Source organism: Buttiauxella sp. A111 (assembly GCF_014189855.1).
Lineage (GTDB): Bacteria > Pseudomonadota > Gammaproteobacteria > Enterobacterales > Enterobacteriaceae > Buttiauxella > Buttiauxella selenatireducens.
Window position 1 is genome coordinate 45260 of sequence record NZ_BJFN01000005.1, and the last position, 23413, is coordinate 68672.

Here is a 23413-nt window from a genome sequence, read left to right on the forward strand (position 1 = left end):
GGCAATCTCGATTGTAGGTTTTTTAGTAGCGAAACGCACGGCGAGAACGTGTAAAAAAACGTCAAATATTGATCAAATGATCAACTCCATGAATACTTTGACGTTATCGTGAGCACTCTTTAGTGCCGCAGATACGATAAAAAAAATCCCGCAACAGCTGATGCGTTGCGGGATGAGTAAAAAGTGAGCACACGCTAACTTTTTTGGCTTACTTACCGATACAGAAACTCGAGAAAATGCATCCAAGCAAATCATCAGAGGTAAATTCTCCGGTGATTTCACTCAAGCTTTGTTGAGAAAGACGCAGTTCCTCAGCCAGCAATTCCCCAGCCCATGCGCCCAGCAGCTGCGCTTTACCTTGCTGAAGATGGGTTGCTGCCTGCTCCAGCGCTTGCAGATGGCGACGACGCGCCATGAAACCGCCTTCCATGTTGGTTTCAAAGCCCATGCTCTGTTTTAGATGGGCGCGCAGCACATCTACGCCTTCACCGGTACGCGCAGAGAGGCGCACAAGTGAGTGACCATTCACATCGCTCAGACCCAGCGTTTCACCTGTAACATCGGCTTTGTTACGCACTACAGTAATCGGCAAACGTGCCGGTAAGCGTGCAATAAAGTCAGGCCAAATTTCAGCGGGGTCTGTGGCGTCGGTTGTTGTACCGTCAACCATGAACAGCACACGGTCAGCTTGTTCGATCTCATTCCATGCACGTTCGATACCGATGCGCTCAACTTCGTCGCTTGATTCGCGTAAACCTGCAGTATCAATGATATGCAGCGGCATACCGTCGATGTGAATATGTTCGCGCAGTACGTCGCGGGTGGTTCCGGCAATGTCCGTGACAATCGCGGCTTCGCGGCCTGCCAGCGCATTAAGCAGGCTCGATTTACCGGCATTTGGACGCCCGGCAATGACCACTTTCATCCCTTCGCGCAACAGGCTTCCCTGACGTGCCTCAGCACGCACGGCGTCCAGGTCGTCTATCACCTGGTTCAGTTGGGCTTCAATTTTTCCGTCTGACAGAAAATCAATTTCCTCGTCCGGGAAATCAATCGCGGCTTCCACGTAAATTCGCAGATGGGTCAGTGCGTCAACCAAATGGTTGACTCGTGCAGAGAAGGCCCCCTGCAAAGAATTTAATGCTGAACGTGCGGCTTGCTCGGAGCTGGCGTCGATCAGGTCGGCGATGGCTTCAGCCTGTGCCAGGTCCAGCTTATCATTCAAAAATGCACGTTCGGAGAACTCGCCAGGTCTTGCGATACGCACGCCTGATAGCGCCAGGATGCGTTTTAACAGTAAATCCAGGATAACCGGGCCACCGTGACCTTGCAGTTCCAGCACATCCTCACCCGTGAATGAATTGGGGCCCGGGAACCACAGCGCGATGCCTTGATCCAGCACGCTGCCGTCCGCATCACGGAATGGCAGGTAATCGGCATAACGTGGTTTGGGTAATTTACCCAGAATGGCTTGTGCCACTTCACGTGCTTGAAGGCCTGAGACGCGCAGGATACCGACCCCACCACGTCCCGGCGGTGTCGCCTGGGCAACGATTGTCTCGTTATGGCTCATTACTATCCCTTCGTGATTGATTGGCGGAGGTCGCTTCGCTTATCCACTCGATATAATAAAAAAGGCGGTCAATTGACCGCCTTCTGTTGCACTTAGCTAATGGCTATCAGGTCTTTTTCTTATCGCGGCTGTGTAAGCCACGTTTCTCAAGACCGCGATAAATCAGCTGCTGCTGGATGATGGTCACTGTGTTACTGACGATATAGTACAGTACCAGGCCTGACGGGAACCACAGGAAGAACACCGTGAAGATGACCGGCATAAAGGTCATGATCTTCTGCTGCATCGGGTCGGTCACTGTGGTAGGCGACATCTTCTGAATGAAGAACATCGTCAAGCCCATCAGGATCGGCAGGATGTAGTACGGGTCTTGTGCAGACAAGTCATGGATCCACAGTGCGAACGGCGCATGGCGCAATTCCACAGAACCCATCAGCATGTAGTACAACGCCAGGAAGATTGGCATCTGGATAACCAGCGGGAGACAACCACCCAGCGGGTTAACCTTCTCAGCTTTATACAACGCCATCATTTCCTGACTCTGGCGTTGCTTGTCGTCACCAATACGTTCACGCATAGCGGCCAGTTTCGGCTGCAACATACGCATTTTCGCCATGGAGGTGTACTGCGCTTTAGTCAGCGGGTACATGATGCCACGAACGATAAAGGTGATAACGATAATGGAGAAGCCCCAGTTACCGATGAAACCGTGAATGAATTTCAACAGCTTGAACAGCGGCTGAGAAATAAACCACAACCAACCATAATCCACAGTCAGGTCAAGGTGCGGCGCAACGGCTGCCATTTTGTCCTGAATTTCCGGGCCAACCCACAGGGTGCTACCCAGTTGAGCTGTTTGGCCTGGCTGAACCAGTTGTGGTGCGGATTTATAACCAATCGCCGCCACATCATTGCTCAGTTTGGTGGTATAGAAGTTGTTAGTACCCTGATTACGCGGAACCCACGCTGTTGCGAAATACTGCTGCAACATCGCAACCCAGCCATTGCTGGCGTTAACGTTCAGGTTTTCACCGTCAGCGATAGTATCGAATTTATATTTTTCGTATTTCGCATCAGGCGTTGAGTACGCAGCGCCACGGAAGGTATGCAACGCAAAGTTGTTGCTTCCAGTATCGCGATGCGAAGGCAGATTGATGGACTGCTTCAACTGACCAAAGGTAGCCAGCTCCAGCGGTTTCTCACCGGCATTCTTCACGTTGTAATCCACGCTTACCGCGAACTCGCCGCGTTTCAGGGTGAAGGATTTAGTGAAGACGTTGCCCGCCGCATCAGTATAAGTCATTGGAATAACAAGTTCGTTCTGGCCTTCTGGCAGTACGAAGCTGTCGCTTTCAACGTTGTACAGTGGGCGATCACCATTAGCCGGGTTATCTGGGCCATCACGACCGGTCAGGCCACTTTGAGCCTGGTAGATAAACTCTGGCGTCGTTTCCAGTAACTGGAACGGCTCATTAGATTTGAGCTCTTTCGGGTAGGTCAGCAACTGTGCCTGCTCAACATCACCACCACGGGTGTTGATGGAAAGCTCAAGGACGTCAGTTTTAACCGTGATGATTTTTCCCTGGCCACTGGTCGGCACACCCTGGCTTGCGGCATTACCTGCTGCGGTGGTCGTAGTCTGCGTGGTCTGTTGCACCTGTGGTTTTGGAGCGTGATCCTGCTCCCAGGCTTGCCAGATCATGAAAGACACGAACAACAAAGCGATGAGAAAGAGATTGCGTTGCGAATCCATCGTTAGTGTTCTCTGGTATCAAAAGGTCCAGGTGGGACGGGATCGTCTCCACCGGGGTTCAAAGGGTGGCATTTTAATACGCGTTTCACTGTCAACCAACTGCCTTTTAACACCCCAAACCTGCGCAATGCCTCAATTCCGTAGTGAGAACAGGTAGGAGTGAAACGACAATGCGGCCCGAGAAGCGGACTTATCAGGCGCTGATAGACCCTAATCAGGCCTATCAGGAGCCGGGAGACAGGCGACAGTGACGGCGCCATAACTTTTCCAATGCTTCCGATAAAGCCCGGTTATCCAGGTCTGCAACCCCTTTCTTAGCCACTACCACGAAATCCATTGGAGGAAGTTCGTGTTGACGCAAACGGAAACTCTCACGCGTCAGACGTTTAATCCGATTGCGTTCGTGTGCACGTTTAACATTTTTCTTAGCGACTGTAAGACCGATGCGGGGATGCCCCAGCGAATTAAGGCGGCCGAGGATGGTGATTTGCGGCGTGCCAGCCCGTTGAGGTTGCTGGAAGACGAAAGTGAAATGAGTGGGAGTTAACAAGCGTAACTCCCTGGGAAATGCGAGCTTAACCACTCAGGGGTTAGCTTTTATTACTTAGAAACGGTCAGACGAGAACGGCCTTTAGCACGACGACGTGCCAAAACCTGACGACCATTTTTAGTTGCCATACGAGCACGGAAACCGTGTGAACGGTTACGCTTCAGTACGGACGGTTGAAAAGTGCGTTTCATGGCGATTTCTACCTAAACTTGGATAAATTTCACTGGGTTAGCGCAGAGCCTTGCATAAACTGCAAACGACTTACGCCTCAGTGTGGCTGATTAAAGAGGCCGGATTGTAATAATTGTACACTCCGGAGTCAATTCTCTTTCCTTATTTCCCGTGCCTTAATTCGCTTTTTGACCCTAAAAACGACCAGGATCTGTCCAAAATAAAGCCGTGGTGACACGCGACGGGTGTGGAATTATACGGCCTCCCCATTAAAGCGCAAGGATCGACAGGGATCTTCCTTAGATCAGTTAAGACGATTTTGTGCGCTAGTCATTAAATTTTCCAATATAGGAATGTAAAGCACTGCGCGTCTGGCAGGATCGTTTACACTTAGACTCCACAAAATAGCCCTGTGGATAAATCGGGAAGAAACTGTGAGAAACAGAAGATCTCTGGCGCACTTTAGGCTATGATCCGCGGTCCCGATCGTGATCCTTTAGCGTTCACCCTGGGGTAAACCGCAGATAGCGGTTCGCACGCTTCCCGTACCGGGGTTCCGTTGAGGAAGAGTCGGCGTGCGTCAACAATCATGAATATAAACTTTCAGTCTTCGTCATTTTATCGACTTTGTTCGAGTGGAGTCCGCCGTGTCACTTTCGCTTTGGCAGCAGTGTCTTGCCCGATTGCAGGATGAGTTACCAGCCACAGAATTCAGTATGTGGATACGCCCCCTACAGGCGGAACTGAGCGATAACACGCTGGCCCTGTATGCGCCAAACCGTTTTGTTCTCGACTGGGTACGAGATAAGTACCTTAATAATATCAACGGATTGCTCAACGATTTTTGCGGCACAGATGCGCCCGCATTGCGTTTTGAAGTAGGCAGCAAACCGGTCAGCCAGACGTTAAATCAGCAGGCAGTTGCTACCGCACCAGCACATGCACAAATGGCGCGCCCTACAGCCCCGATGCGCCCAAGTTGGGATAACCTCCCTGCTCCTGCTGAGCAGTTATACCGTTCTAACGTCAATGTAAAACATACTTTCGATAACTTCGTTGAGGGTAAATCGAACCAACTGGCCCGCGCGGCGGCGCGTCAGGTGGCGGATAACCCAGGCGGAGCTTATAACCCTTTGTTCCTTTATGGCGGCACGGGCCTGGGTAAAACGCACCTGTTGCACGCTGTGGGTAACGGTATTATTGCGCGCAAGCCGAATGCGAAAGTGGTGTATATGCACTCCGAACGCTTCGTGCAAGATATGGTAAAAGCGCTGCAAAATAACGCCATTGAAGAGTTCAAACGTTACTACCGTTCTGTTGATGCGCTGCTAATTGATGACATTCAATTCTTTGCTAATAAAGAGCGCTCACAAGAAGAGTTTTTCCACACCTTTAATGCCCTGCTCGAAGGCAACCAACAGATCATTCTGACCTCGGATCGCTATCCAAAAGAGATCAATGGGGTTGAAGATCGTCTGAAATCTCGCTTCGGTTGGGGATTAACGGTTGCTATCGAGCCGCCAGAACTGGAAACGCGAGTTGCGATCCTGATGAAAAAAGCAGATGAGAACGACATTCGTCTGCCAGGCGAAGTTGCCTTCTTTATTGCTAAGCGTTTACGTTCGAACGTGCGTGAACTGGAAGGGGCATTGAACCGTGTTATCGCTAACGCCAACTTTACTGGCCGGGCGATTACTATCGACTTCGTGCGCGAAGCACTGCGTGATCTGCTTGCGCTGCAAGAGAAGCTCGTCACCATCGACAATATTCAGAAGACGGTGGCGGAGTACTATAAAATAAAGGTTGCTGACCTGTTGTCTAAACGTCGTTCCCGTTCGGTTGCCCGTCCACGTCAAATGGCGATGGCGCTGGCGAAGGAGTTGACGAACCATAGCTTGCCAGAGATCGGCGATGCCTTTGGTGGCCGCGACCATACTACGGTTCTCCATGCCTGCCGTAAGATTGAGCAGTTGCGTGAAGAAAGCCACGACATCAAAGAAGATTTCTCCAACTTAATCAGAACATTATCTTCGTGACGCTATGAAATTTACCGTTGAACGTGAAACTTTATTAAAACCGCTGCAACAGGTGAGTGGCCCATTAGGTGGCCGTCCGACGTTACCGATTCTCGGCAACCTGCTGTTGCAAGTCGCGGATGGAGCACTCTCATTAACAGGTACAGACCTGGAAATGGAGATGGTGGCGCGTGTCGCATTGGTGCAGCCGCATGAAGCGGGTGCCACAACGGTGCCTGCGCGTAAATTTTTCGACATCTGTCGCGGTTTGCCAGAAGGCGCGGAAATAGCTGTACAGCTTGAGGGCGATCGCATGTTAGTGCGCTCCGGGCGCAGCCGTTTCTCGCTCTCGACGCTACCAGCGGCTGATTTCCCGAATCTGGACGACTGGCAGAGCGAAGTAGAATTCACGCTCCCGCAAGCGACCATGAAACGCCTGATTGAAGCGACTCAGTTTTCTATGGCACATCAGGACGTTCGCTATTACCTGAACGGCATGTTGTTTGAAACTGAAGGCGAAGAACTGCGCACCGTGGCGACCGATGGTCACCGTCTGGCGGTGTGCTCTATGCCGGTGGGTCAGTCCTTGCCTAGCCATTCGGTGATCGTGCCGCGTAAAGGCGTGATTGAACTGATGCGTATGCTGGACGGCGGCGATAGCCCGCTGCGTATACAAATTGGTAGCAACAACATCCGTGCTCACGTTGGTGACTTTATCTTCACTTCTAAGCTGGTTGATGGCCGTTTCCCGGATTATCGCCGCGTGTTGCCGAAGAATCCGGACAAACACCTGGATGCCAGCTGTGATTTGCTGAAACAAGCGTTTTCGCGTGCGGCGATTCTCTCGAACGAGAAATTCCGCGGTGTGCGTCTGCAAGTCAGTGAAAACCAATTGAAGATCACGGCGAACAACCCTGAGCAGGAAGAAGCCGAAGAGATTCTGGACGTCACTTATGACGGCACGGATATGGAAATTGGTTTCAACGTCAGCTATGTGCTGGATGTTCTGAATGCACTGAAGTGCGAGAACGTACGCATTTTACTGACCGACTCCGTTTCTAGTGTGCAGATTGAAGATGCAGCTTCTCAGGCCGCGGCGTACGTTGTGATGCCAATGAGACTGTAGATGTCCCTTTCACGGCTATTAATTAAAGACTTTCGTAATATCGAAAATGCAGATCTGGCTCTCTCACCGGGGTTTAATTTCCTGGTAGGAGCCAACGGAAGTGGCAAGACCAGCGTGTTAGAGGCGATTTATACCCTCGGGCACGGGCGCGCTTTTCGCAGTTTGAAAATTGAGCGTGTGATACGCCATGAACAAGAATCCTTTGTACTGCATGGCCGTTTGCAGAACGGCGAGCGGGAATCCGCAATTGGCCTGACTAAAGACCGTGCAGGCGACAGCAAAGTGCGTATCGATGGCAGCGACGGCCACAAAGTGGCTGAACTGGCGCTGTTGATGCCGATGCAACTCATCACCCCCGAAGGATTTACACTGCTCAACGGTGGCCCTAAATTCCGTAGAGCGTTCCTCGATTGGGGATGTTTCCATAACGAACCAGGATTTTTTGTCGCCTGGAGCAATCTCAAGCGCCTGCTCAAGCAACGCAACGCTGCGTTGCGGCAAGTTACGCGCTATGCGCAACTGCGGCCATGGGATCAAGAGCTTATCCCACTAGCGGAGCAAATCAGCCGCTGGCGTGCCGAATACAGTTCAGCCATTGCCGATGACATGGCTGATACCTGCGCACAATTTCTACCGGAGTTTTCGCTGAGCTTCACTTTCCAACGCGGTTGGGAAAAAGAGAGTGACTATGGCGAGCTACTGGAGCGTAATTTCGAACGCGACCGCATGCTGACCTACACGGCTCACGGCCCCCACAAAGCTGATTTCAGGATCCGTGCAGACGGTGCGCCGGTAGAAGATACCCTGTCGCGCGGGCAGCTTAAATTACTGATGTGCGCTTTAAGACTGGCGCAGGGTGAGTTTCTCACCCGACAGAACGGGCGACGTTGCCTGTATCTGATAGATGATTTTGCCTCTGAACTAGATGATGCACGCCGTGGTCTATTAGCCAGCCGGTTAAAGGCGACGGAATCACAGGTTTTTGTTAGCGCAATTAGCGCAGAACATGTGATGGATATGGCGGACAAAAATTCGAAGATGTTCGTCGTGGATCAGGGTAAAATAACGGATTAACCCAAGAATAAATGAGCGAGAAACGTTGATGTCGAATTCTTATGACTCCTCCAGTATCAAAGTCCTTAAAGGGCTGGATGCGGTACGTAAGCGCCCGGGAATGTATATCGGCGATACGGATGACGGCACCGGTCTGCACCACATGGTATTTGAGGTCGTAGATAACGCTATCGACGAAGCACTTGCCGGTCACTGTAAAGACATCGTTGTCACCATTCATGCTGATAACTCTGTCTCCGTAACCGATGATGGCCGTGGTATTCCTACCGGTATTCACCCGGAAGAGGGTGTGTCTGCGGCTGAAGTTATCATGACCGTGCTGCACGCAGGCGGTAAGTTCGATGACAACTCCTATAAAGTTTCTGGCGGTCTGCACGGTGTGGGTGTTTCTGTTGTTAACGCCCTCTCTCAGAAGCTGGAACTGCTGATTCGCCGCGAAGGCAAAACTCATCAGCAAACATACATTCACGGTGTGCCGCAAGCGCCTCTGGCAGTAACGGGTGAAACTGAAGCGACAGGTACGCAAGTTCGTTTCTGGCCAAGCCATGAAACTTTCACCAACGTTATTGAGTTCGAATACGACATCCTGGCTAAACGCCTGCGTGAGTTGTCATTCCTGAACTCAGGCGTATCTATCCGTCTGATTGATAAGCGTGATGGCCGTCAGGACCACTTCCATTATGAAGGTGGTATCCGCGCATTCGTTGAGTATCTCAACAAGAACAAAACGCCAATTCACCCAACCGTGTTCTATTTCAGTACTGAAAAAGACGGTATTGGTGTGGAAGTGGCTTTGCAGTGGAATGATGGTTTCCAGGAAAACATCTACTGCTTTACCAACAACATCCCGCAGCGTGATGGTGGTACCCACCTGGCCGGTTTCCGCGCCGCGATGACGCGTACTCTGAACGCGTATATGGACAAAGAAGGCTACAGCAAAAAAGCGAAAGTCAGCGCCACGGGTGACGATGCTCGTGAAGGCCTGATTGCGGTCGTTTCTGTAAAAGTACCTGACCCGAAATTCTCTTCTCAGACCAAAGACAAACTGGTTTCTTCAGAAGTGAAATCTGCGGTTGAGCAGCAGATGAACGAACTGCTGTCTGAATACCTGCTGGAAAACCCGTCTGACGCGAAAATCGTTGTTGGAAAAATCATTGATGCGGCACGTGCTCGTGAAGCAGCTCGTCGCGCACGTGAAATGACCCGTCGTAAAGGCGCGCTGGATTTGGCTGGTCTGCCAGGCAAACTGGCTGATTGCCAGGAACGCGACCCGGCTCACTCCGAACTGTACCTTGTGGAAGGGGACTCTGCGGGCGGCTCTGCAAAACAGGGGCGTAACCGTAAGAACCAGGCGATCCTGCCGCTGAAAGGTAAAATTCTGAACGTTGAGAAAGCGCGCTTTGACAAAATGCTCGCCTCTCAGGAAGTTGCCACGCTGATCACCGCGTTGGGCTGCGGCATTGGCCGTGACGAATACAACCCGGACAAACTGCGTTACCACAGCATCATCATCATGACGGATGCGGACGTCGATGGTTCACACATCCGTACCCTGCTGTTGACCTTCTTCTATCGTCAAATGCCTGAAATCGTTGAGCGTGGCCATGTGTATATCGCACAGCCACCGCTGTACAAAGTGAAGAAAGGCAAGCAAGAGCAGTACATCAAAGATGATGAAGCGATGGATCAGTATCAGATTTCAATCGCACTGGATGGCGCAACACTGCACACCAATGCCAACGCACCAGCGATTGCTGGTGAAGCGCTGGAAAAACTGGTGTCTGAGTTCAATGCTTGCCAGAAAATGATTGGCCGCATGGAGCGCCGTTATCCGCGTAACCTGCTGACAAATCTGGTTTATCACCCAACGCTTGTAGAAGCCGAACTGGCAGACGAAAGCAAAGTGACGTCCTGGGTTTCTGAGTTGGTTACCCAACTTAACGAAAATGAACAGCATGGCAGCACCTGGAACTCTATCGTGCGTCAGAACCGCGAGCTGAATATCTTTGAGCCTGTGATTCGCGTGCGTACCCACGGTGTGGATACTGACTACCCACTGGAGCACGAATTCATTGTGGGTGGCGAATATCGTCGTCTTTGCACGTTGGGTGAGAAACTGCGTGGCCTTATCGAAGAAGACGCCTTCATCGAACGTGGCGAACGCCGTCAACCTGTTGCCAGCTTCGAGCAGGCGCTGGAATGGCTGGTGAAAGAGTCTCGTCGTGGCCTGTCTATTCAGCGCTACAAAGGTTTGGGTGAAATGAACCCGGATCAGCTGTGGGAAACCACAATGGATCCACAAAGCCGTCGTATGTTGCGCGTAACGGTAAAAGACGCGATTGCTGCCGATCAGCTGTTCACTACCTTGATGGGCGATGCGGTTGAACCACGTCGTGCATTTATCGAAGAAAACGCCCTGAAAGCAGCGAACATCGATATCTAAGTCAGATCATGCTGGTGGGCAATCTGCTCACCAGCATATCTATCACCAGCCGGGTTTTTAGCGGCAGGTGGGGGGTCTGGAGCCAAAGCGCATGGCTTTCATAGACACTTTCCCGATAATCACACAGCACCCGCACCAGCTTCCCTGTTTGCAACTCATCCTCAATGAGCCAGTCTGGCAACAATGCAATTCCAAACCCCGATAACGCCGTATCGGCGATAGCTTGCAATTCATCCATCAAAAAGCGTGATTTCGGGACAAATTCCCTTTTCTGACCGTTATCTTCGGGAATAATCCAGTGGTGGGGCACCCCTGCATTGATGTAGTTAATCACTTCATGTTGCGATAAATCTTCTATCGTTTGTGGTTTGCCTCGCTGCATCAAATAGCTCGGTGACGCACAAATAATCATGCGGTGTGAACCGATACGTCGTGCGACAAGACCGCTACTATCAGGCAATTTCCCGTTACGAATCACCAGATCCAATCTATCTTCCACCAGGTCAGAGACTCTGTCGCTAAACAACAATTCCATTGCCAAATCTGGATTCTGGCTCGCAAATTCCGTCAGTAATGGCGCGATACACATTCGCCCATAAAGCACGGGCATTGAGATGCGTAACCGTCCACTGACGTTCTTTTTTCCACTGTCGAGTAAGGTTTTTGCGGTATCTATTTCTTCCAGTGCCCGCAAGCAGTGCTCATAGAAAAGTGTCCCGTCTTCGGTTAATGCGAGGCTGCGCGTGGTGCGATGAAACAGCCGAACGCCCAGCCGCTGCTCAAGTTGGGAAATGTTTTTGCCGACGGCTGAACGTGAGAGATGCAAACGCGTTGCCGCAAGCGAGAAACTACCCGCCTCAACGGCCGTAACGAAAACAGAAATTCCTTTCAGTTGCTCGCTCATTCTTTGTATCCATTCTGGAATCAATGCAGAGAAAATCTATCGCCACTGGTTATGTATGGTCAACGATATACTTCGGATTGTGATGAATTAACCGTAATCGTTGGAGCAAATGATGAGCCAAACAATGCAACTCTGGGCCATGAATGTCGTGGGGCGCGAAAATCTGGCGCTTTCTACTGTACCTATTCCCAACCCTGGCCCCGGTGAGGTTTTGGTCCGGGTCAATGCAGTCTCACTCAATTACCGCGACAAAATGGTGATTGATGGCACGATGCCATTGCCGCTTCCTTTCCCCTTTACCCCAGCATCAGACATGGCAGGTGTAGTGGAAAAAATCGGTGAAGGTGTGACGCGTTTCCAGGAGGGGTCGCGTGTTATTTCGACCTTTTCACCCGACTGGATTGACGGCAAGCCAAACGGCAACGCGCGCACTCCGCCATATCGCACGCTCGGTGGGGTTTACCAGGGAATGCTGGCGGAATACGTTGTTATGAGCGAAAACTGGCTGGTGGCATCCCCTGAAACTCTCGATGATATTCAGGCCAGCACATTGCCCTGCGCAGGGCTTACCGCCTGGTTTGCGTTAGTTGAGCGCGGGGGATTACGTGCCGGGCAAACAGTGCTGGTACAGGGAACCGGCGGTGTTTCTATGTTTGCTCTGCAAATCGCTAAAGCTCATGGGGCCCAGGTGTTTGTGACCTCCGGTAGCGATGAAAAACTGGCTCGCGCCCAGGCGTTGGGAGCGGATCATGGCATTAATCGTTTGCAGGGTGATTGGGTGGATGCCATTTACGAACTGACCCAGGAGCACGGAATCGATCATATTATCGAAACAGTGGGTGGGGAAAACCTGAGTCATTCTCTACGTGCGGTGGCGGTGCATGGGCGCATATCGGTGATTGGCGTACTTGAAGGTTTTGAATTCTCAGGCCCGGTGGGTGAGCTCTTACTGAAATCACCGACGATTCAGGGGATTGGTGTCGGCCATCGCCGGGCACTTGAAGATTTCGTCCGTGCGATTGATGCCAACGGCCTGAAACCGGTCATCGAAACGCACTACCGTTTTGACGAACTCCCACAGGCGCTGGCGCATCTTGATCGCGGTGCGTTCGGCAAAATCGTCTTAACTCGCTCGTGATTGACTACACTTCTATTGCACACTTCGTGATTGCAAGAGGACACGGTCATGGGCTTTTTCGATCAAGTTACTGGCATGATGGGGGGTGGCGATGCAGGTAAATTCAAAGTCATCCTAACGTGGATAAATGAACAAGGCGGTATTCAGGCAATACTTGAACAGTTTCGGGAAAAGGGGTACTCAGATATTGTCACCTCATGGTTAAGCGGCGCACATAATCAAAGCGTTAGCCCTGAGCAGGTGCAAGAGGTGCTGGGCATGCCCGCAATCAGTGGACTGGCTGAGAAACTGGGAATTGATGTGGGAAGCGCATCTCAACTGCTGTCAGAGCAGTTCCCAAAAATAGTCGATACCTTATCACCAGCAGGTGAAGTCGCTCATGACGAAGACTTGCTGACTAAAGGCTTCCATATGCTGAAGGATAAATTCTTCAGCTAGCTGAAAAACGCCACTCACGCTTTTTATTTGCAGTACTGGGTGGCGTTTTCTTGTGTATAAAACGGACCTTTTTAACGTGAAACGTAGCGCTATTTTTGCGGGCTTAATCGCGTTAGCATGAGATAAACTCATTACCTCAGAAAATCCCATGCCTATAAAACTCATTGCTATTGATATGGACGGCACATTACTGCTGCCGGACCACACCATTTCTCCAGCCGTTAAAGCCGCCATCGCCAGTGCGCGCGAACAGGGTGTTAACGTTGTTTTGTGTACCGGACGCCCTTTTGCAGGTGTTGAGAGCTATCTCAGAGAGCTGCACATGGATAAGCCGAATGACTATTGCATCACCTATAACGGTGCATTGGTACAAAAGGCGAGCGACGGCAGCACCGTCGCGCAAACGGCGCTGAGCTACGATGATTACCGCTATCTGGAACAACTTTCCCGTGATGTGGGTACCCACTTCCATGCGCTGGACAGGCATACGCTGTACACCGCGAACCGTGACATCAGCTACTACACCGTTCATGAATCCTTTATCGCCAATATCCCGCTGGTATTCAGTGAGCCAGAAAATATGGATAAAAACGGCGCATATCTGAAAGTGATGATGATCGACGAACCCGCCATTCTGGATAAAGCCATCGCTCAAATTCCAGATGACGTGTATGAGCGCTATACGCTGCTAAAAAGTTCCCCATATTTCCTCGAGATCCTCGATAAGCGCGTAAACAAAGGCACTGGTGTGAAAGCGCTGGCTGAAACGCTAGGTATCAAGCAAGAAGAAGTGATGACCCTGGGCGATCAGGAAAACGACATTGCGATGCTGGAATACGCCGGTATTGGCGTCGCGATGGAAAATGCGATTGATAAAGTGAAAGAAGTCAGCAACTTCGTCACTAAATCCAACCTGGAAGATGGCGTGGCTTACGCGATTGAGAAGTTTGTACTGAATAGATCCTGATTTTTCTGTTGAGATAATCCAGCCCAGCCCTCAAATTAACTTTTGGGGGCTTTTTTCTGGCAAAGTTAGAATATGTAATGCTCCTTAACTTATTATATAGTTGTTTTTTAAATTAACCGGGAGTTAACTATCCACTCAAAATATTAAATGGAATTTAAGATGAATAAGCTGAGTGGTGCCGAATGGGTGAGATACTTCCCTGGAAAAAATAGTATTGATGACCTTAGCCCCGGATTTCGTATGGGGGTCGAGAAATTCTATAAAGCACTTGTACAAGCAGGAGCCAGGGTGCTCATAGCAGCAACGCTCCGTCCTCCAGAGAGAGCCTATCTTATGCATTGGTCCTGGATGATCGCTAATAGGAAAACGCCACCAAATAAAGTTCCTGATTTTAAAGGTGTTAATATCAACTGGGTGCATGAATATGATAGCAAAAGTATAGCCGCTGCTGTTGCAATGGTTAATGCTTATGGCATGCATAACTTACATGTAGCTCCTGCATTAAATAGTCGCCATACAGAAGGTAACGCTATTGATATGAATATATCATGGCGTGAAGAACTAAAAATTAAAAATGTATTTGGGGAATTGGTTGCTATATCATCACATCCAAATAATGGAATGAATAGAGAGTTACATCAACTTGCTAAGATGTATGGTGTTATTAAATATCATGGCGGTTTTGCTGATGAGTCGCATTGGTCTAATGATGGTCGCTAAATTGAAAAAAATAAAATTTATATTAATTTTCTTAATGCTGTTTTGTAATGGTTGCATTGCGGAAATAAATAGAAGAAACCCTTCTGATGTTAATTTATTTGTTGAAAATGCTGATGCATGTACACATTTTTCAGGGGAGTGGGATAGTTCTATATCTAAACAAAGGCAGCAGAAAATAGAAAAAGCAGTCGATAAATATTGCGGATTGGCTAAGAAACAACAAAAAGAGCTCGAGATAAAATATAAAGGGAATAAGAGTATAGAAAAAGAGCTTTCAAACTATACTTTCGATTAATTTATAGCGGTCATAATTCAAGTTGCAAATGTGGCCGCTTTGGATCAGCGCACATCAACCAGCGGAACCCGCTTTTCTTGATAAGCTTACGCAACCATGCTGACGTTAATATCTTTGCTTTAATGACTTTCCTAAAAAGTTTTCTTCTGAGCTTTCCTGTTCGCTACAAGTAAGCGGAGTTTTTGCGCAGTATTGTGTTCGTTAGAGCTATTTCCCATCTTTCAGCGCTGTCCAGAGCATATCTAATCCCTTCCAGCTAGATGACAATAATGTGCTTTGCCATTTCATCTCTTTTTAGATGAGTTGTCCATTTTGTGATCTGAATTGTAGTACAATATATTATTGTTGTACTACATTACTCACATCAGAAGAGCTATTGGCTTCACATTTGTACTTCAAAATAGCGGTGTTTTTCAGCGCTCACGGTAAAGTAAGGTTAAAACCTAAATAGAACAGGGCTAACCATGACTAAGACCGATCGCATCATCGTGACGTTGGGCAAACAGATTGTTGATGGCAAGTACACGCCGGGCGCAGCACTTCCGTCAGAAGCCGACTTATGTGAGGAGTTCGAAACCTCACGCAACATTATTCGCGAAGTTTTTCGTTCTCTGATGGCGAAACGACTGGTCGAAATGAAACGTTATCGAGGGGCTTTTGTACAGCCGCGTAACCAGTGGAATTACCTCGATACCGAAGTGTTGCAGTGGGTGTTGGAAAACGACTACGACCCAAGGCTGATAAGCGCCATGAGCGAAGTGCGAAACCTGGTCGAGCCTGCCATTGCACGCTGGGCCGCAGAACGTGCCACATCGAGTGAACTGGCGCGAATTGAAGCCGCGCTTAATGACATGGTGGCAAATAACCAGGACAGAGACGCATTTAACGAAGCCGATATTCGCTATCACGAAGCGGTACTGGAATCGGTGCACAACCCGGTGTTACAGCAGCTGAGCGTGGCAATAAGCTCACTTCAACGAGCGGTGTTTGAACGCACATGGATGGGCGATGAAGCCAACATGCCGCAAACGCTTCAGGAGCATAAAGCCCTGTTTGATGCGATTCGCCACCAGGACAGTCAGGCAGCTGAAAAAGCTGCACTGACAATGATTGCCAGCTCCACCAAACGACTAAAGGAAGTCACATGACATCACGCTACATCGCTATTGATTGGGGGTCGACTAACCTCCGCGCCTGGCTCTACCAGGACGGAATGTGCATTGACAGTCGCCAGACCACCGCAGGCGTTACGCGCCTGAACGGTAAAACCCCAGAAGCGGTGTTCGATGAAGTCACTCAGAACTGGCGTGAAGCGAACACGCCCGTTTTGATGGCCGGAATGGTAGGCAGTAATGCCGGGTGGAAAATTGCCCCTTATCTGCCTTGTCCGGCTCGTTTTTCTGATTTAAGCCAGCAACTTACCCCTGTGCTGGATAATGTATGGATTATTCCAGGCCTCAGCGTGCAACGTGACGATAACTGCAACGTCATGCGTGGTGAAGAAACCCAGTTGCTTGGCGCAAGAACGCTTGGCCCGGCCTCGCTTTACATCATGCCGGGAACGCACTGCAAATGGGTTCACGCCGATAAAGACACCGTGCAGGATTTCCGCACGGTAATGACGGGCGAACTGCACCATCTTCTGCTTAATCACTCCTTAATTGGCACAGGCCTGCCTGAGCAACAAACCAGCCAGGAAGCCTTCCTCGCCGGGCTGCATCGCGGGATAAGTGATAGCGATTTATTGCCACGCCTTTTCGAAATACGCGCCGCCCATGTGTTGGGTGAACTGCCGCGTAGTGAGGTGAGCGAATTTCTTTCCGGGTTGTTGATTGGTAACGAAGTGGCTGCGATGACTCGCCAGTACACGCCGGACGCTCAACAACCTATCACCATTGTTGCTAACCCCACACTGAGCCAGCGTTATGTCAGCGCTCTCGGTTTACTGGGCTACCAGGCGCAAGTGCTGGATGGCGACAATGCATTCCAGGCAGGAATAAGGAGTATTGCAAATGCAGTGGCAAACTGATCTTCCCCTTATCGCTATCTTGCGCGGTATCACTCCCATTGAAGCGCATGCGCATGTTGCAGCGTTGCTGGATGCAGGGTTCGACGCGATTGAGATCCCGATGAATTCGCCAGACTGGCAAGTAAGCATTACGGCAATGGTGGCAGAGTTTGGCCATCGCGCGTTGATTGGTGCGGGCACCGTTTTGAAACCCGATCAGGTCAATGAACTGGCTGCCATGGGCGGCAAGCTGGTGGTGACCCCAAATACACAACCGGAAGTTATTCGCCGCGCGGTTAGCCACGGAATGACGGTTTGTGCCGGTTGTGCCACCGCTTCCGAAGCGTTTAATGCACTCGACGCGGGCGCGCAGGCACTGAAGATTTTCCCTTCTTCATCCTTCGGACCTGATTACATCAAAGCGCTAAAAGCAGTATTGCCGCCTGAAGTGCCTGTTTTTGCGGTGGGTGGGGTGACGCCGGAAAATATCGCGCAATGGTTAAAAGCAGGCTGTACTGGGGCGGGACTTGGCAGTGATTTATACCGTGCGGGGCAATCCGTTGAACAAACTGCACAGAAAGCAAAAGCATTCGTTAACGCGTACAAAGAGGCTTTGCAGGCATGAAAATTACTAAATTAACCACTTACCGCCTACCTCCGCGCTGGATGTTCCTGAAAATTGAAACTGATGAAGGCGTCGTCGGCTGGGGCGAGCCGGTAATTGAAGGGCGGGCAAAAAGCGTTGAAGCCGCTGTTCATGAATTAAGTGAATTTCTGATTGGCCAGGACCCTGCTCGCATTAATGATTTATGGCAAGTGATGTACCGGGGCGGTTTTTATCGCGGTGGCCCGATATTAATGAGTGCCATTGCCGGTATCGACCAGGCATTATGGGATATTAAAGGTAAAGTCTTAAATGCCCCTGTCTGGCAATTAATGGGCGGACTGGTACGCGATAAAATTAAAGCATATAGCTGGGTGGGCGGAGATCGTCCATCAGACGTCATCGAAGGTATTACTGCATTACGAAAAATTGGTTTCGATACGTTTAAATTAAACGGCTGCGAAGAAATGGGGATTATTGATAACTCCCGTAAAATTGATGCGGCGGTTAATACCGTAGCGCAAATTCGTGAAGCCTTTGGTAATGAAATTGAATTTGGTCTGGATTTCCATGGACGCGTCAGCGCGCCAATGGCGAAAGTATTAATTAAAGAACTGGAACCTTATCGCCCATTGTTTATTGAAGAACCGGTTCTGGCTGAACAAGCGGAATATTACCCGCGTCTGGCCGCACAAACGCATATTCCAATCGCTGCAGGTGAGCGCATGTTCTCGCGCTTTGAGTTTAAACGCGTGCTGGAAGCGGGCGGTTTAGCGATTCTGCAACCGGATCTTTCACATGCTGGTGGCATCACTGAATGCTTCAAAATCGCGGGTATGGCTGAAGCCTATGATGTTTCACTGGCACCACATTGCCCGTTGGGGCCTATCGCGCTTGCCGCGTGCCTGCATATCGACTTTGTTTCCCGCAATGCGGTACTTCAGGAACAAAGTATGGGGATTCATTACAACAAAGGCGCTGAATTACTCGATTTCGTTAAAAATAAAGAAGACTTCAAAATGGATGGCGGCCACTTTATGCCATTAATGAAACCGGGTCTTGGCGTTGAAATTAACGAAGAAATGGTTATTGAACGCAGTAAAAATGTGACCGACTGGCGTAATCCGTTATGGCGGTATCCAGATGGTGCCGTCGCTGAATGGTAAATATCCCCGTCATACTTCAAGTTGCAGATGCGTTGGCTACGTTCGTTCACCCCAGTCACTTACTTTAGTAAGCTCCCGGGGATTCACTTACTTGCCGCCTTTCTGCAACTCGAATTATTTAGGGTATATAAATATCTGAATAATTAAATAATTCATTATAAAAACCCTCTGTACTATTTTTGGAGACAGATGTTATGGATATTTCTGTAACCGCTACAAAACCTACGCGTCGCCGTTATGTGACGTTAATTATGATCTTCATTACAGTCGTTATTTGTTATGTCGATCGCGCGAATCTGGCGGTGGCATCGGCTCATATTCAGGAAGAGTTTGGGATTGCTAAAACTGAAATGGGTTATATATTTTCGGCCTTTGCCTGGTTATATACATTATGCCAGATCCCCGGCGGTTGGTTCCTTGACCGCATGGGTTCGCGCATGACCTATTTTATTGCTATTTTCGGCTGGTCGGTTGCCACCCTATTCCAGGGGTTTGCTACCGGGCTTATGTCGTTAATTGGGCTGCGCGCGATCACCGGTATTTTTGAAGCGCCTGCGTTCCCAACCAACAACCGTATGGTGACCAGCTGGTTCCCGGAACAAGAACGTGCCTCCGCAGTCGGCTTTTATACCTCCGGTCAGTTTGTTGGCCTGGCTTTCCTGACGCCGCTGCTGATCTGGATTCAGGAAATGCTGAGCTGGCATTGGGTGTTCATCATTACTGGCGCCGTTGGTATTGTTTGGTCATTGATTTGGTTCAAGGTTTACCAGCCACCCCGCACCAGCAAAGGGATTAACCAGGCTGAGCTTGAGCACATTCGTGACGGTGGCGGTCTGGTTGATGGCGACGCACCGGTTGAGAAGAAAGCCCGCACTCCGCTGACGGCGGCAGACTGGAAACTGGTGTTTAACCGTAAATTAGTCGGCGTTTATTTAGGGCAGTTTGCCGTGGCGTCGACGCTTTGGTTCTTCCTGACCTGGTTCCCGAACTACCTGACTCAGGAAAAAGGCATTACGGCGCTGAAAGCCGGTTTTATGACCACGGTTCCTTTCCTCGCGGCCTTTGTCGGTGTGCTGCTCTCGGGTTGGGTAGCGGATCGCCTGGTACGCAAAGGTTATTCGTTGGGAATGGCGCGTAAAACGCCAATCATCTGTGGTCTGTTGCTTTCTACCTGCATCATGGGCGCAAACTACACCAACGATCCTGTCTGGATTATGACGCTGATGGCTATCGCCTTCTTTGGTAATGGTTTTGCTTCGATTACCTGGTCGCTGGTTTCCTCTCTCGCACCAATGCGTTTAATTGGCCTGACGGGGGGCGTGTTTAACTTTGCGGGCGGTCTGGGCGGGATTACGGTTCCGCTGGTGATTGGTTACCTGGCACAAGGTTACGGTTTTGCACCGGCGCTGGTGTACATTGCCGCTGTCGCCTTGCTTGGCGCACTTTCCTATATTCTGCTGGTTGGTAAAGTAGAAAGGGTGGGATAAAAATCAGCAATGATTTACCCTGAGGCGTCCATCGCTTCAGGGTAAAACCATGACCAAACAACTCACCTTTGCACCTCGCCACCATCAACTCACGAATACCAACACCTGGACACCAGACAGCCAATGGTTGGTGTTTGATGTGCGCCCTTCTGGCGCGTCGTTTACCAGCGAAACCATTGAGCGCGTTAATGTTAATACGGGTGAAGTGGATGTTGTGTACCGGGCGTCGCAAGGCGCGCATGTCGGCGTGGTCACGGTGAATCCGCAGCAACCTGAGCGTTATGTCTTTATCCATGGCCCGGAAAACCCAGATGAACACTGGCAGTATGACTTTCATCACCGCCGTGGCGTGGTGGTTGAAAACGGCACTGCAACAAATCTCGATGCGATGGACATTACGCCGCCCTTTACGCCAGGTGCATTGCGCGGCGGTAGCCATGTTCACGTCTGGAGCCCAGACGGCACGCGTCTGAGCTTCACTTATAACGACCACGTTATGCATGAATACGATGCGTCGAAAGATTTGCGCAATGTGGGTATCGCACTGCCATTTGGCCCGGTAACCCCAACCAAACAACATCCTCGTGAATACGATGGCAGCCATTATTGCGTTCTGGTCAGCCGCACTACGCCAAATCCACAGCCTGAAAGCGACGAGATTAACCGTGCTTATGAAGAAGGCTGGATTGGGAATCATGGTTATCGCAAACCGGATGGCAGCCAGCAGCGCTGGGCGCTGGCGTTTATCGGTGACACGCTTTCCGCCAGCGGCAATAAAGTGCCTGAGCTGTTTGTCGTGGATTTACCTGATAACAAAGAGGCTTACTTCGAGGCTGGCGCTGAGCCTGTCGAAGGTACGCAAACCACATTGCCCGCTCCGCCTGCGCAAGTGCATCAACGCCGGCTTACCTATACCCATCAACATCGTTATCCAGGCTTAGCGGTTCAGCCACGGCATTGGGTACGCAGCAGCCCGGACGGCAGTTTACTGGCGTTTTTGATGCGCGACGATTCGGGTGTGGTGCAAATGTATTTGCTTTCACCAAACGGCGGGGAGCCACGTCAGTTGACGCATGGGCAAGAGAGCATCCAGTCGGCGTTTAACTGGCATCCGAATGGGCAAGCGCTGGGCTTTGTGCAGAATAACCAAATTGTGTTGGTTGGCGTGAACGATAGGGCAATCACACCGCTAACGCGGCCAGGGAGTGAGGTGCCTTCAGCAGATGCCGTGGTGTTTTCACCGGATGGAAAACACATTGCCTGGATGCAAGATGTCGAGGGATTCCGTCAACTGTTTATGACGGAAACAGGCCTGTAATTACTGAACGGGCGGGAGCACAGAATTGGTGGCCAGATTCGCGTTCTCGCTCGCTTCGACTTTAGATTTCAGCGACTTGTCGGTGCGGTACAAATCCCACGGTACCAATACGGTATCCGCAATCGCCGTAAAGGGCATATCGAGTACGACAAACGGTTTGTATCCCCAGCTTGTTCCGCTGTCAGTCAGCATTTGGTAGCTTGCGCGGGTGCCGGGATACGTCCCATCTTGCCCACCCGTATGAGTCATGACACTTGAGCATCCACTGACGGTGAGTAATCCACTACCCAGAATGATTGTTGGAAGATAACTTTTCATCATCACTATAATTTTTTCGTCGTAAAGGGCCTGTTCTGGCCTGGCTGCACTGGGTTATATCACCCATACAGATAATAAAAAAACTGCACTTACTACTCTGTGGCGTTTATCGCAGATAATTCCTGTTTACTCCGCAATCAGTCTATGTACTGACAGCTGAACCCGCAAAAAATTTACTTTTGTGGCCTTGAAAAGCGTGAAACAGGACCGATTTTATTAACGTGGTCAATAAAGGGTACGCCGTAAGGGTACTCAGTTACTGAAGCCTGTCCTTGATGGAAGGCAATGTTTGATTCTCGCTGATAATCAGGAGTATTAATTTATGCGTAATTTCGATTTATCCCCGCTTTATCGTTCTGCTATTGGTTTTGACCGTCTGTTCAACCAAATTGAAAACAACCAAAGCCAGAGTAATGGGGGCTATCCTCCATACAACGTTGAATTAGTAGACGAAAACCATTATCGCATTGCGATTGCTGTTGCCGGATTCGCAGAAAGCGAGCTGGAAATTACCGCTCAGGATAATTTGCTGGTGGTAAAAGGCGCACACGCAGGCGAACAACCAGAACGGACTTATCTCCATCAGGGGATTGCCGAGCGCAACTTCGAACGAAAATTCCAGTTAGCAGAAAACATCCACATTCGTGGCGCTAACCTGGTCAACGGCCTGCTGTACATCGATCTCGAACGTGTCATTCCAGAGTCGATGAAACCGCGCCGTATCGAAATCAACTAATTTTGCGGGTCGCATAAGCGGCCTGAACAAATAACGTAACCCAGCCCAGGCTTGCCGATAGGGAGCCGAAGGTAAAACTCGCTTCAAAGAAGGAGAAAACACATGCGTAACTACGATTTATCACCTCTGCTGCGTCAATGGATCGGTTTTGACAAACTGGCTAATGCCTTACAAACCAGCAGCGAAGGGCAGACATTCCCGCCTTACAACATTGAAAAAGGCGACGACAACCATTACCGCATCACGCTTGCGCTGGCGGGGTTCCGTCAGGAAGACCTCGAGATTGAACTCGAAGGTACGCGCTTGAAAGTGAAAGGGACGCCGGTCAAACCAGAAAAAGAGCCAACCTGGTTGCACCAGGGGTTAGTGACTCAGCCGTTTGACCTGAGCTTCACGCTCGCCGAATACATGAAAGTTTCCGGGGCGAGCTTTACTAACGGCCTGTTGCACATCGACCTGGTGCGCGAAGTGCCTGAAGCGGCTGCGCCGAAGCGCATTGCTATTAGTGCCGATCGCCCGGCGCTGGATAGTTAATTACAGCATCCCCTCTCGAGGCCCCATTTATGGGGCCTTTTTTTGTGTTCTGCACCCCATTAACGCCCGCATCTC

At 50.2% G+C, this 23413-nt stretch carries 23 protein-coding genes and 1 pseudogene; 17 read left to right on the forward strand and 7 right to left on the reverse strand.

All coding sequences use genetic code 11. From position 1 onward, the window contains the following. Positions 1-208 precede the first annotated feature (208 nt). The 5 genes from mnmE to rpmH form a co-directional block, all read right to left on the reverse strand. The gene (gene mnmE, locus BSPA111_RS15395) at positions 209-1573 is read right to left on the reverse strand and encodes a tRNA uridine-5-carboxymethylaminomethyl(34) synthesis GTPase MnmE (protein WP_183272040.1); all 1365 of its coding nucleotides are present in this window, start codon (positions 1571-1573) and stop codon (positions 209-211) included. 106 nt (positions 1574-1679) lie between these two features. Then, entirely contained in the window at positions 1680-3326 is a 1647-nt protein-coding gene (yidC, locus tag BSPA111_RS15400; protein WP_183272041.1) for a membrane protein insertase YidC, read from the reverse strand. A 2-nt stretch (positions 3327-3328) separates the two neighbouring features. Continuing rightward, the gene (gene yidD, locus BSPA111_RS15405; protein ID WP_072011227.1) at positions 3329-3586 is read right to left on the reverse strand and encodes a membrane protein insertion efficiency factor YidD; all 258 of its coding nucleotides are present in this window, start codon (positions 3584-3586) and stop codon (positions 3329-3331) included. Then, positions 3550-3909 (reverse strand): ribonuclease P protein component, encoded by a 360-nt coding sequence (gene rnpA / locus BSPA111_RS15410; RefSeq protein WP_034499799.1) that lies wholly within the window; start codon positions 3907-3909, stop codon positions 3550-3552. The genes yidD and rnpA overlap by 37 nt, the downstream gene beginning before the upstream one ends. A gap of 17 nt (positions 3910-3926) precedes the next feature. Then, positions 3927-4067 (reverse strand): 50S ribosomal protein L34, encoded by a 141-nt coding sequence (rpmH, locus tag BSPA111_RS15415; RefSeq protein ID WP_003849659.1) that lies wholly within the window; start codon positions 4065-4067, stop codon positions 3927-3929. A gap of 627 nt (positions 4068-4694) precedes the next feature. Between rpmH and dnaA the strand changes: the two genes are divergently transcribed. The 4 genes from dnaA to gyrB are packed head-to-tail and all read left to right on the forward strand — an operon-like array spanning position 4695 to position 10705. Further along, complete coding sequence (gene dnaA / locus BSPA111_RS15420) at positions 4695-6083, forward strand: chromosomal replication initiator protein DnaA (RefSeq protein ID WP_183272042.1); 1389 nt, start codon at positions 4695-4697, stop codon at positions 6081-6083. Between the two features lie 4 nt (positions 6084-6087). Further along, a complete protein-coding gene (gene dnaN, locus BSPA111_RS15425) occupies positions 6088-7188 on the forward strand; it encodes a DNA polymerase III subunit beta (RefSeq protein ID WP_183272043.1) in 1101 nt (366 codons plus the stop codon). Continuing rightward, complete coding sequence (gene recF, locus BSPA111_RS15430) at positions 7189-8262, forward strand: DNA replication/repair protein RecF (protein ID WP_183272044.1); 1074 nt, start codon at positions 7189-7191, stop codon at positions 8260-8262. 28 nt (positions 8263-8290) lie between these two features. Then, positions 8291-10705 carry a DNA topoisomerase (ATP-hydrolyzing) subunit B gene (gene gyrB, locus BSPA111_RS15435; RefSeq protein ID WP_183272045.1) on the forward strand — a complete coding sequence of 805 codons (2415 nt, stop codon included), beginning with the start codon at positions 8291-8293 and terminating at the stop codon, positions 10703-10705. Between the two features lies 1 nt (position 10706). Here the strand turns inward: gyrB and BSPA111_RS15440 are convergent, their stop codons facing one another. Beyond that, the gene (locus BSPA111_RS15440) at positions 10707-11609 is read right to left on the reverse strand and encodes a LysR family transcriptional regulator (RefSeq protein ID WP_183272046.1); all 903 of its coding nucleotides are present in this window, start codon (positions 11607-11609) and stop codon (positions 10707-10709) included. A 112-nt stretch (positions 11610-11721) separates the two neighbouring features. Between BSPA111_RS15440 and BSPA111_RS15445 the strand changes: the two genes are divergently transcribed. From BSPA111_RS15445 to BSPA111_RS15495, 11 genes and pseudogenes are all read left to right on the forward strand, one after another. Next, positions 11722-12747, forward strand: coding sequence for an NAD(P)-dependent alcohol dehydrogenase (locus BSPA111_RS15445; protein WP_183272047.1), 1026 nt, complete (start codon positions 11722-11724; stop codon positions 12745-12747). Positions 12748-12795: 48 nt separating this feature from the next. Then, positions 12796-13185 (forward strand): YidB family protein, encoded by a 390-nt coding sequence (locus tag BSPA111_RS15450; RefSeq protein WP_183272048.1) that lies wholly within the window; start codon positions 12796-12798, stop codon positions 13183-13185. Positions 13186-13333: 148 nt separating this feature from the next. Beyond that, entirely contained in the window at positions 13334-14152 is an 819-nt protein-coding gene (gene yidA, locus BSPA111_RS15455) for a sugar-phosphatase (protein WP_183272049.1), read from the forward strand. 159 nt (positions 14153-14311) lie between these two features. After that, on the forward strand, positions 14312-14872 hold the full coding sequence (locus BSPA111_RS15460) for a peptidoglycan-binding domain-containing protein (protein ID WP_183272050.1): 561 nt from the start codon (positions 14312-14314) through the stop codon (positions 14870-14872). After that, a complete protein-coding gene (locus BSPA111_RS15465; protein ID WP_183272051.1) occupies positions 14841-15167 on the forward strand; it encodes a hypothetical protein in 327 nt (108 codons plus the stop codon). The genes BSPA111_RS15460 and BSPA111_RS15465 overlap by 32 nt, the downstream gene beginning before the upstream one ends. Positions 15168-15631: 464 nt before the next feature. After that, the gene (gene dgoR, locus BSPA111_RS15470) at positions 15632-16315 is read left to right on the forward strand and encodes a D-galactonate utilization transcriptional regulator DgoR (protein WP_183272052.1); all 684 of its coding nucleotides are present in this window, start codon (positions 15632-15634) and stop codon (positions 16313-16315) included. Beyond that, complete coding sequence (locus BSPA111_RS15475) at positions 16312-17196, forward strand: 2-dehydro-3-deoxygalactonokinase (protein WP_183272053.1); 885 nt, start codon at positions 16312-16314, stop codon at positions 17194-17196. The genes dgoR and BSPA111_RS15475 overlap by 4 nt, the downstream gene beginning before the upstream one ends. After that, positions 17180-17800: a 2-dehydro-3-deoxy-6-phosphogalactonate aldolase gene (locus BSPA111_RS15480; protein WP_183272054.1), complete on the forward strand. Its 621-nt coding sequence runs from the start codon at positions 17180-17182 to the stop codon at positions 17798-17800. Before BSPA111_RS15475 ends, BSPA111_RS15480 begins: the two co-directional genes overlap by 17 nt. After that, a complete protein-coding gene (gene dgoD / locus BSPA111_RS15485; RefSeq protein WP_183272055.1) occupies positions 17797-18945 on the forward strand; it encodes a galactonate dehydratase in 1149 nt (382 codons plus the stop codon). The genes BSPA111_RS15480 and dgoD overlap by 4 nt, the downstream gene beginning before the upstream one ends. Before the next feature lie 189 nt (positions 18946-19134). Next, a pseudogene (locus BSPA111_RS15490) lies at positions 19135-20432 on the forward strand (MFS transporter). Between the two features lie 49 nt (positions 20433-20481). After that, positions 20482-21750 carry a DUF3748 domain-containing protein gene (locus tag BSPA111_RS15495; RefSeq protein ID WP_183272057.1) on the forward strand — a complete coding sequence of 423 codons (1269 nt, stop codon included), beginning with the start codon at positions 20482-20484 and terminating at the stop codon, positions 21748-21750. Here BSPA111_RS15495 and BSPA111_RS15500 read toward each other — a convergent pair whose 3' ends face one another. Then, positions 21751-22071, reverse strand: coding sequence for a YceK/YidQ family lipoprotein (locus BSPA111_RS15500; RefSeq protein ID WP_183272058.1), 321 nt, complete (start codon positions 22069-22071; stop codon positions 21751-21753). A 319-nt stretch (positions 22072-22390) separates the two neighbouring features. Between BSPA111_RS15500 and ibpA the strand changes: the two genes are divergently transcribed. Together ibpA and ibpB are read left to right on the forward strand one after the other, a co-directional pair. Further along, on the forward strand, positions 22391-22804 hold the full coding sequence (ibpA, locus tag BSPA111_RS15505; RefSeq protein WP_183272059.1) for a small heat shock chaperone IbpA: 414 nt from the start codon (positions 22391-22393) through the stop codon (positions 22802-22804). Between the two features lie 102 nt (positions 22805-22906). Next, positions 22907-23338, forward strand: a complete 432-nt coding sequence (gene ibpB, locus BSPA111_RS15510) for a small heat shock chaperone IbpB (RefSeq protein ID WP_183272060.1) — start codon at positions 22907-22909, stop codon at positions 23336-23338. The last annotated feature ends 75 nt before the right edge of the window (positions 23339-23413 follow it).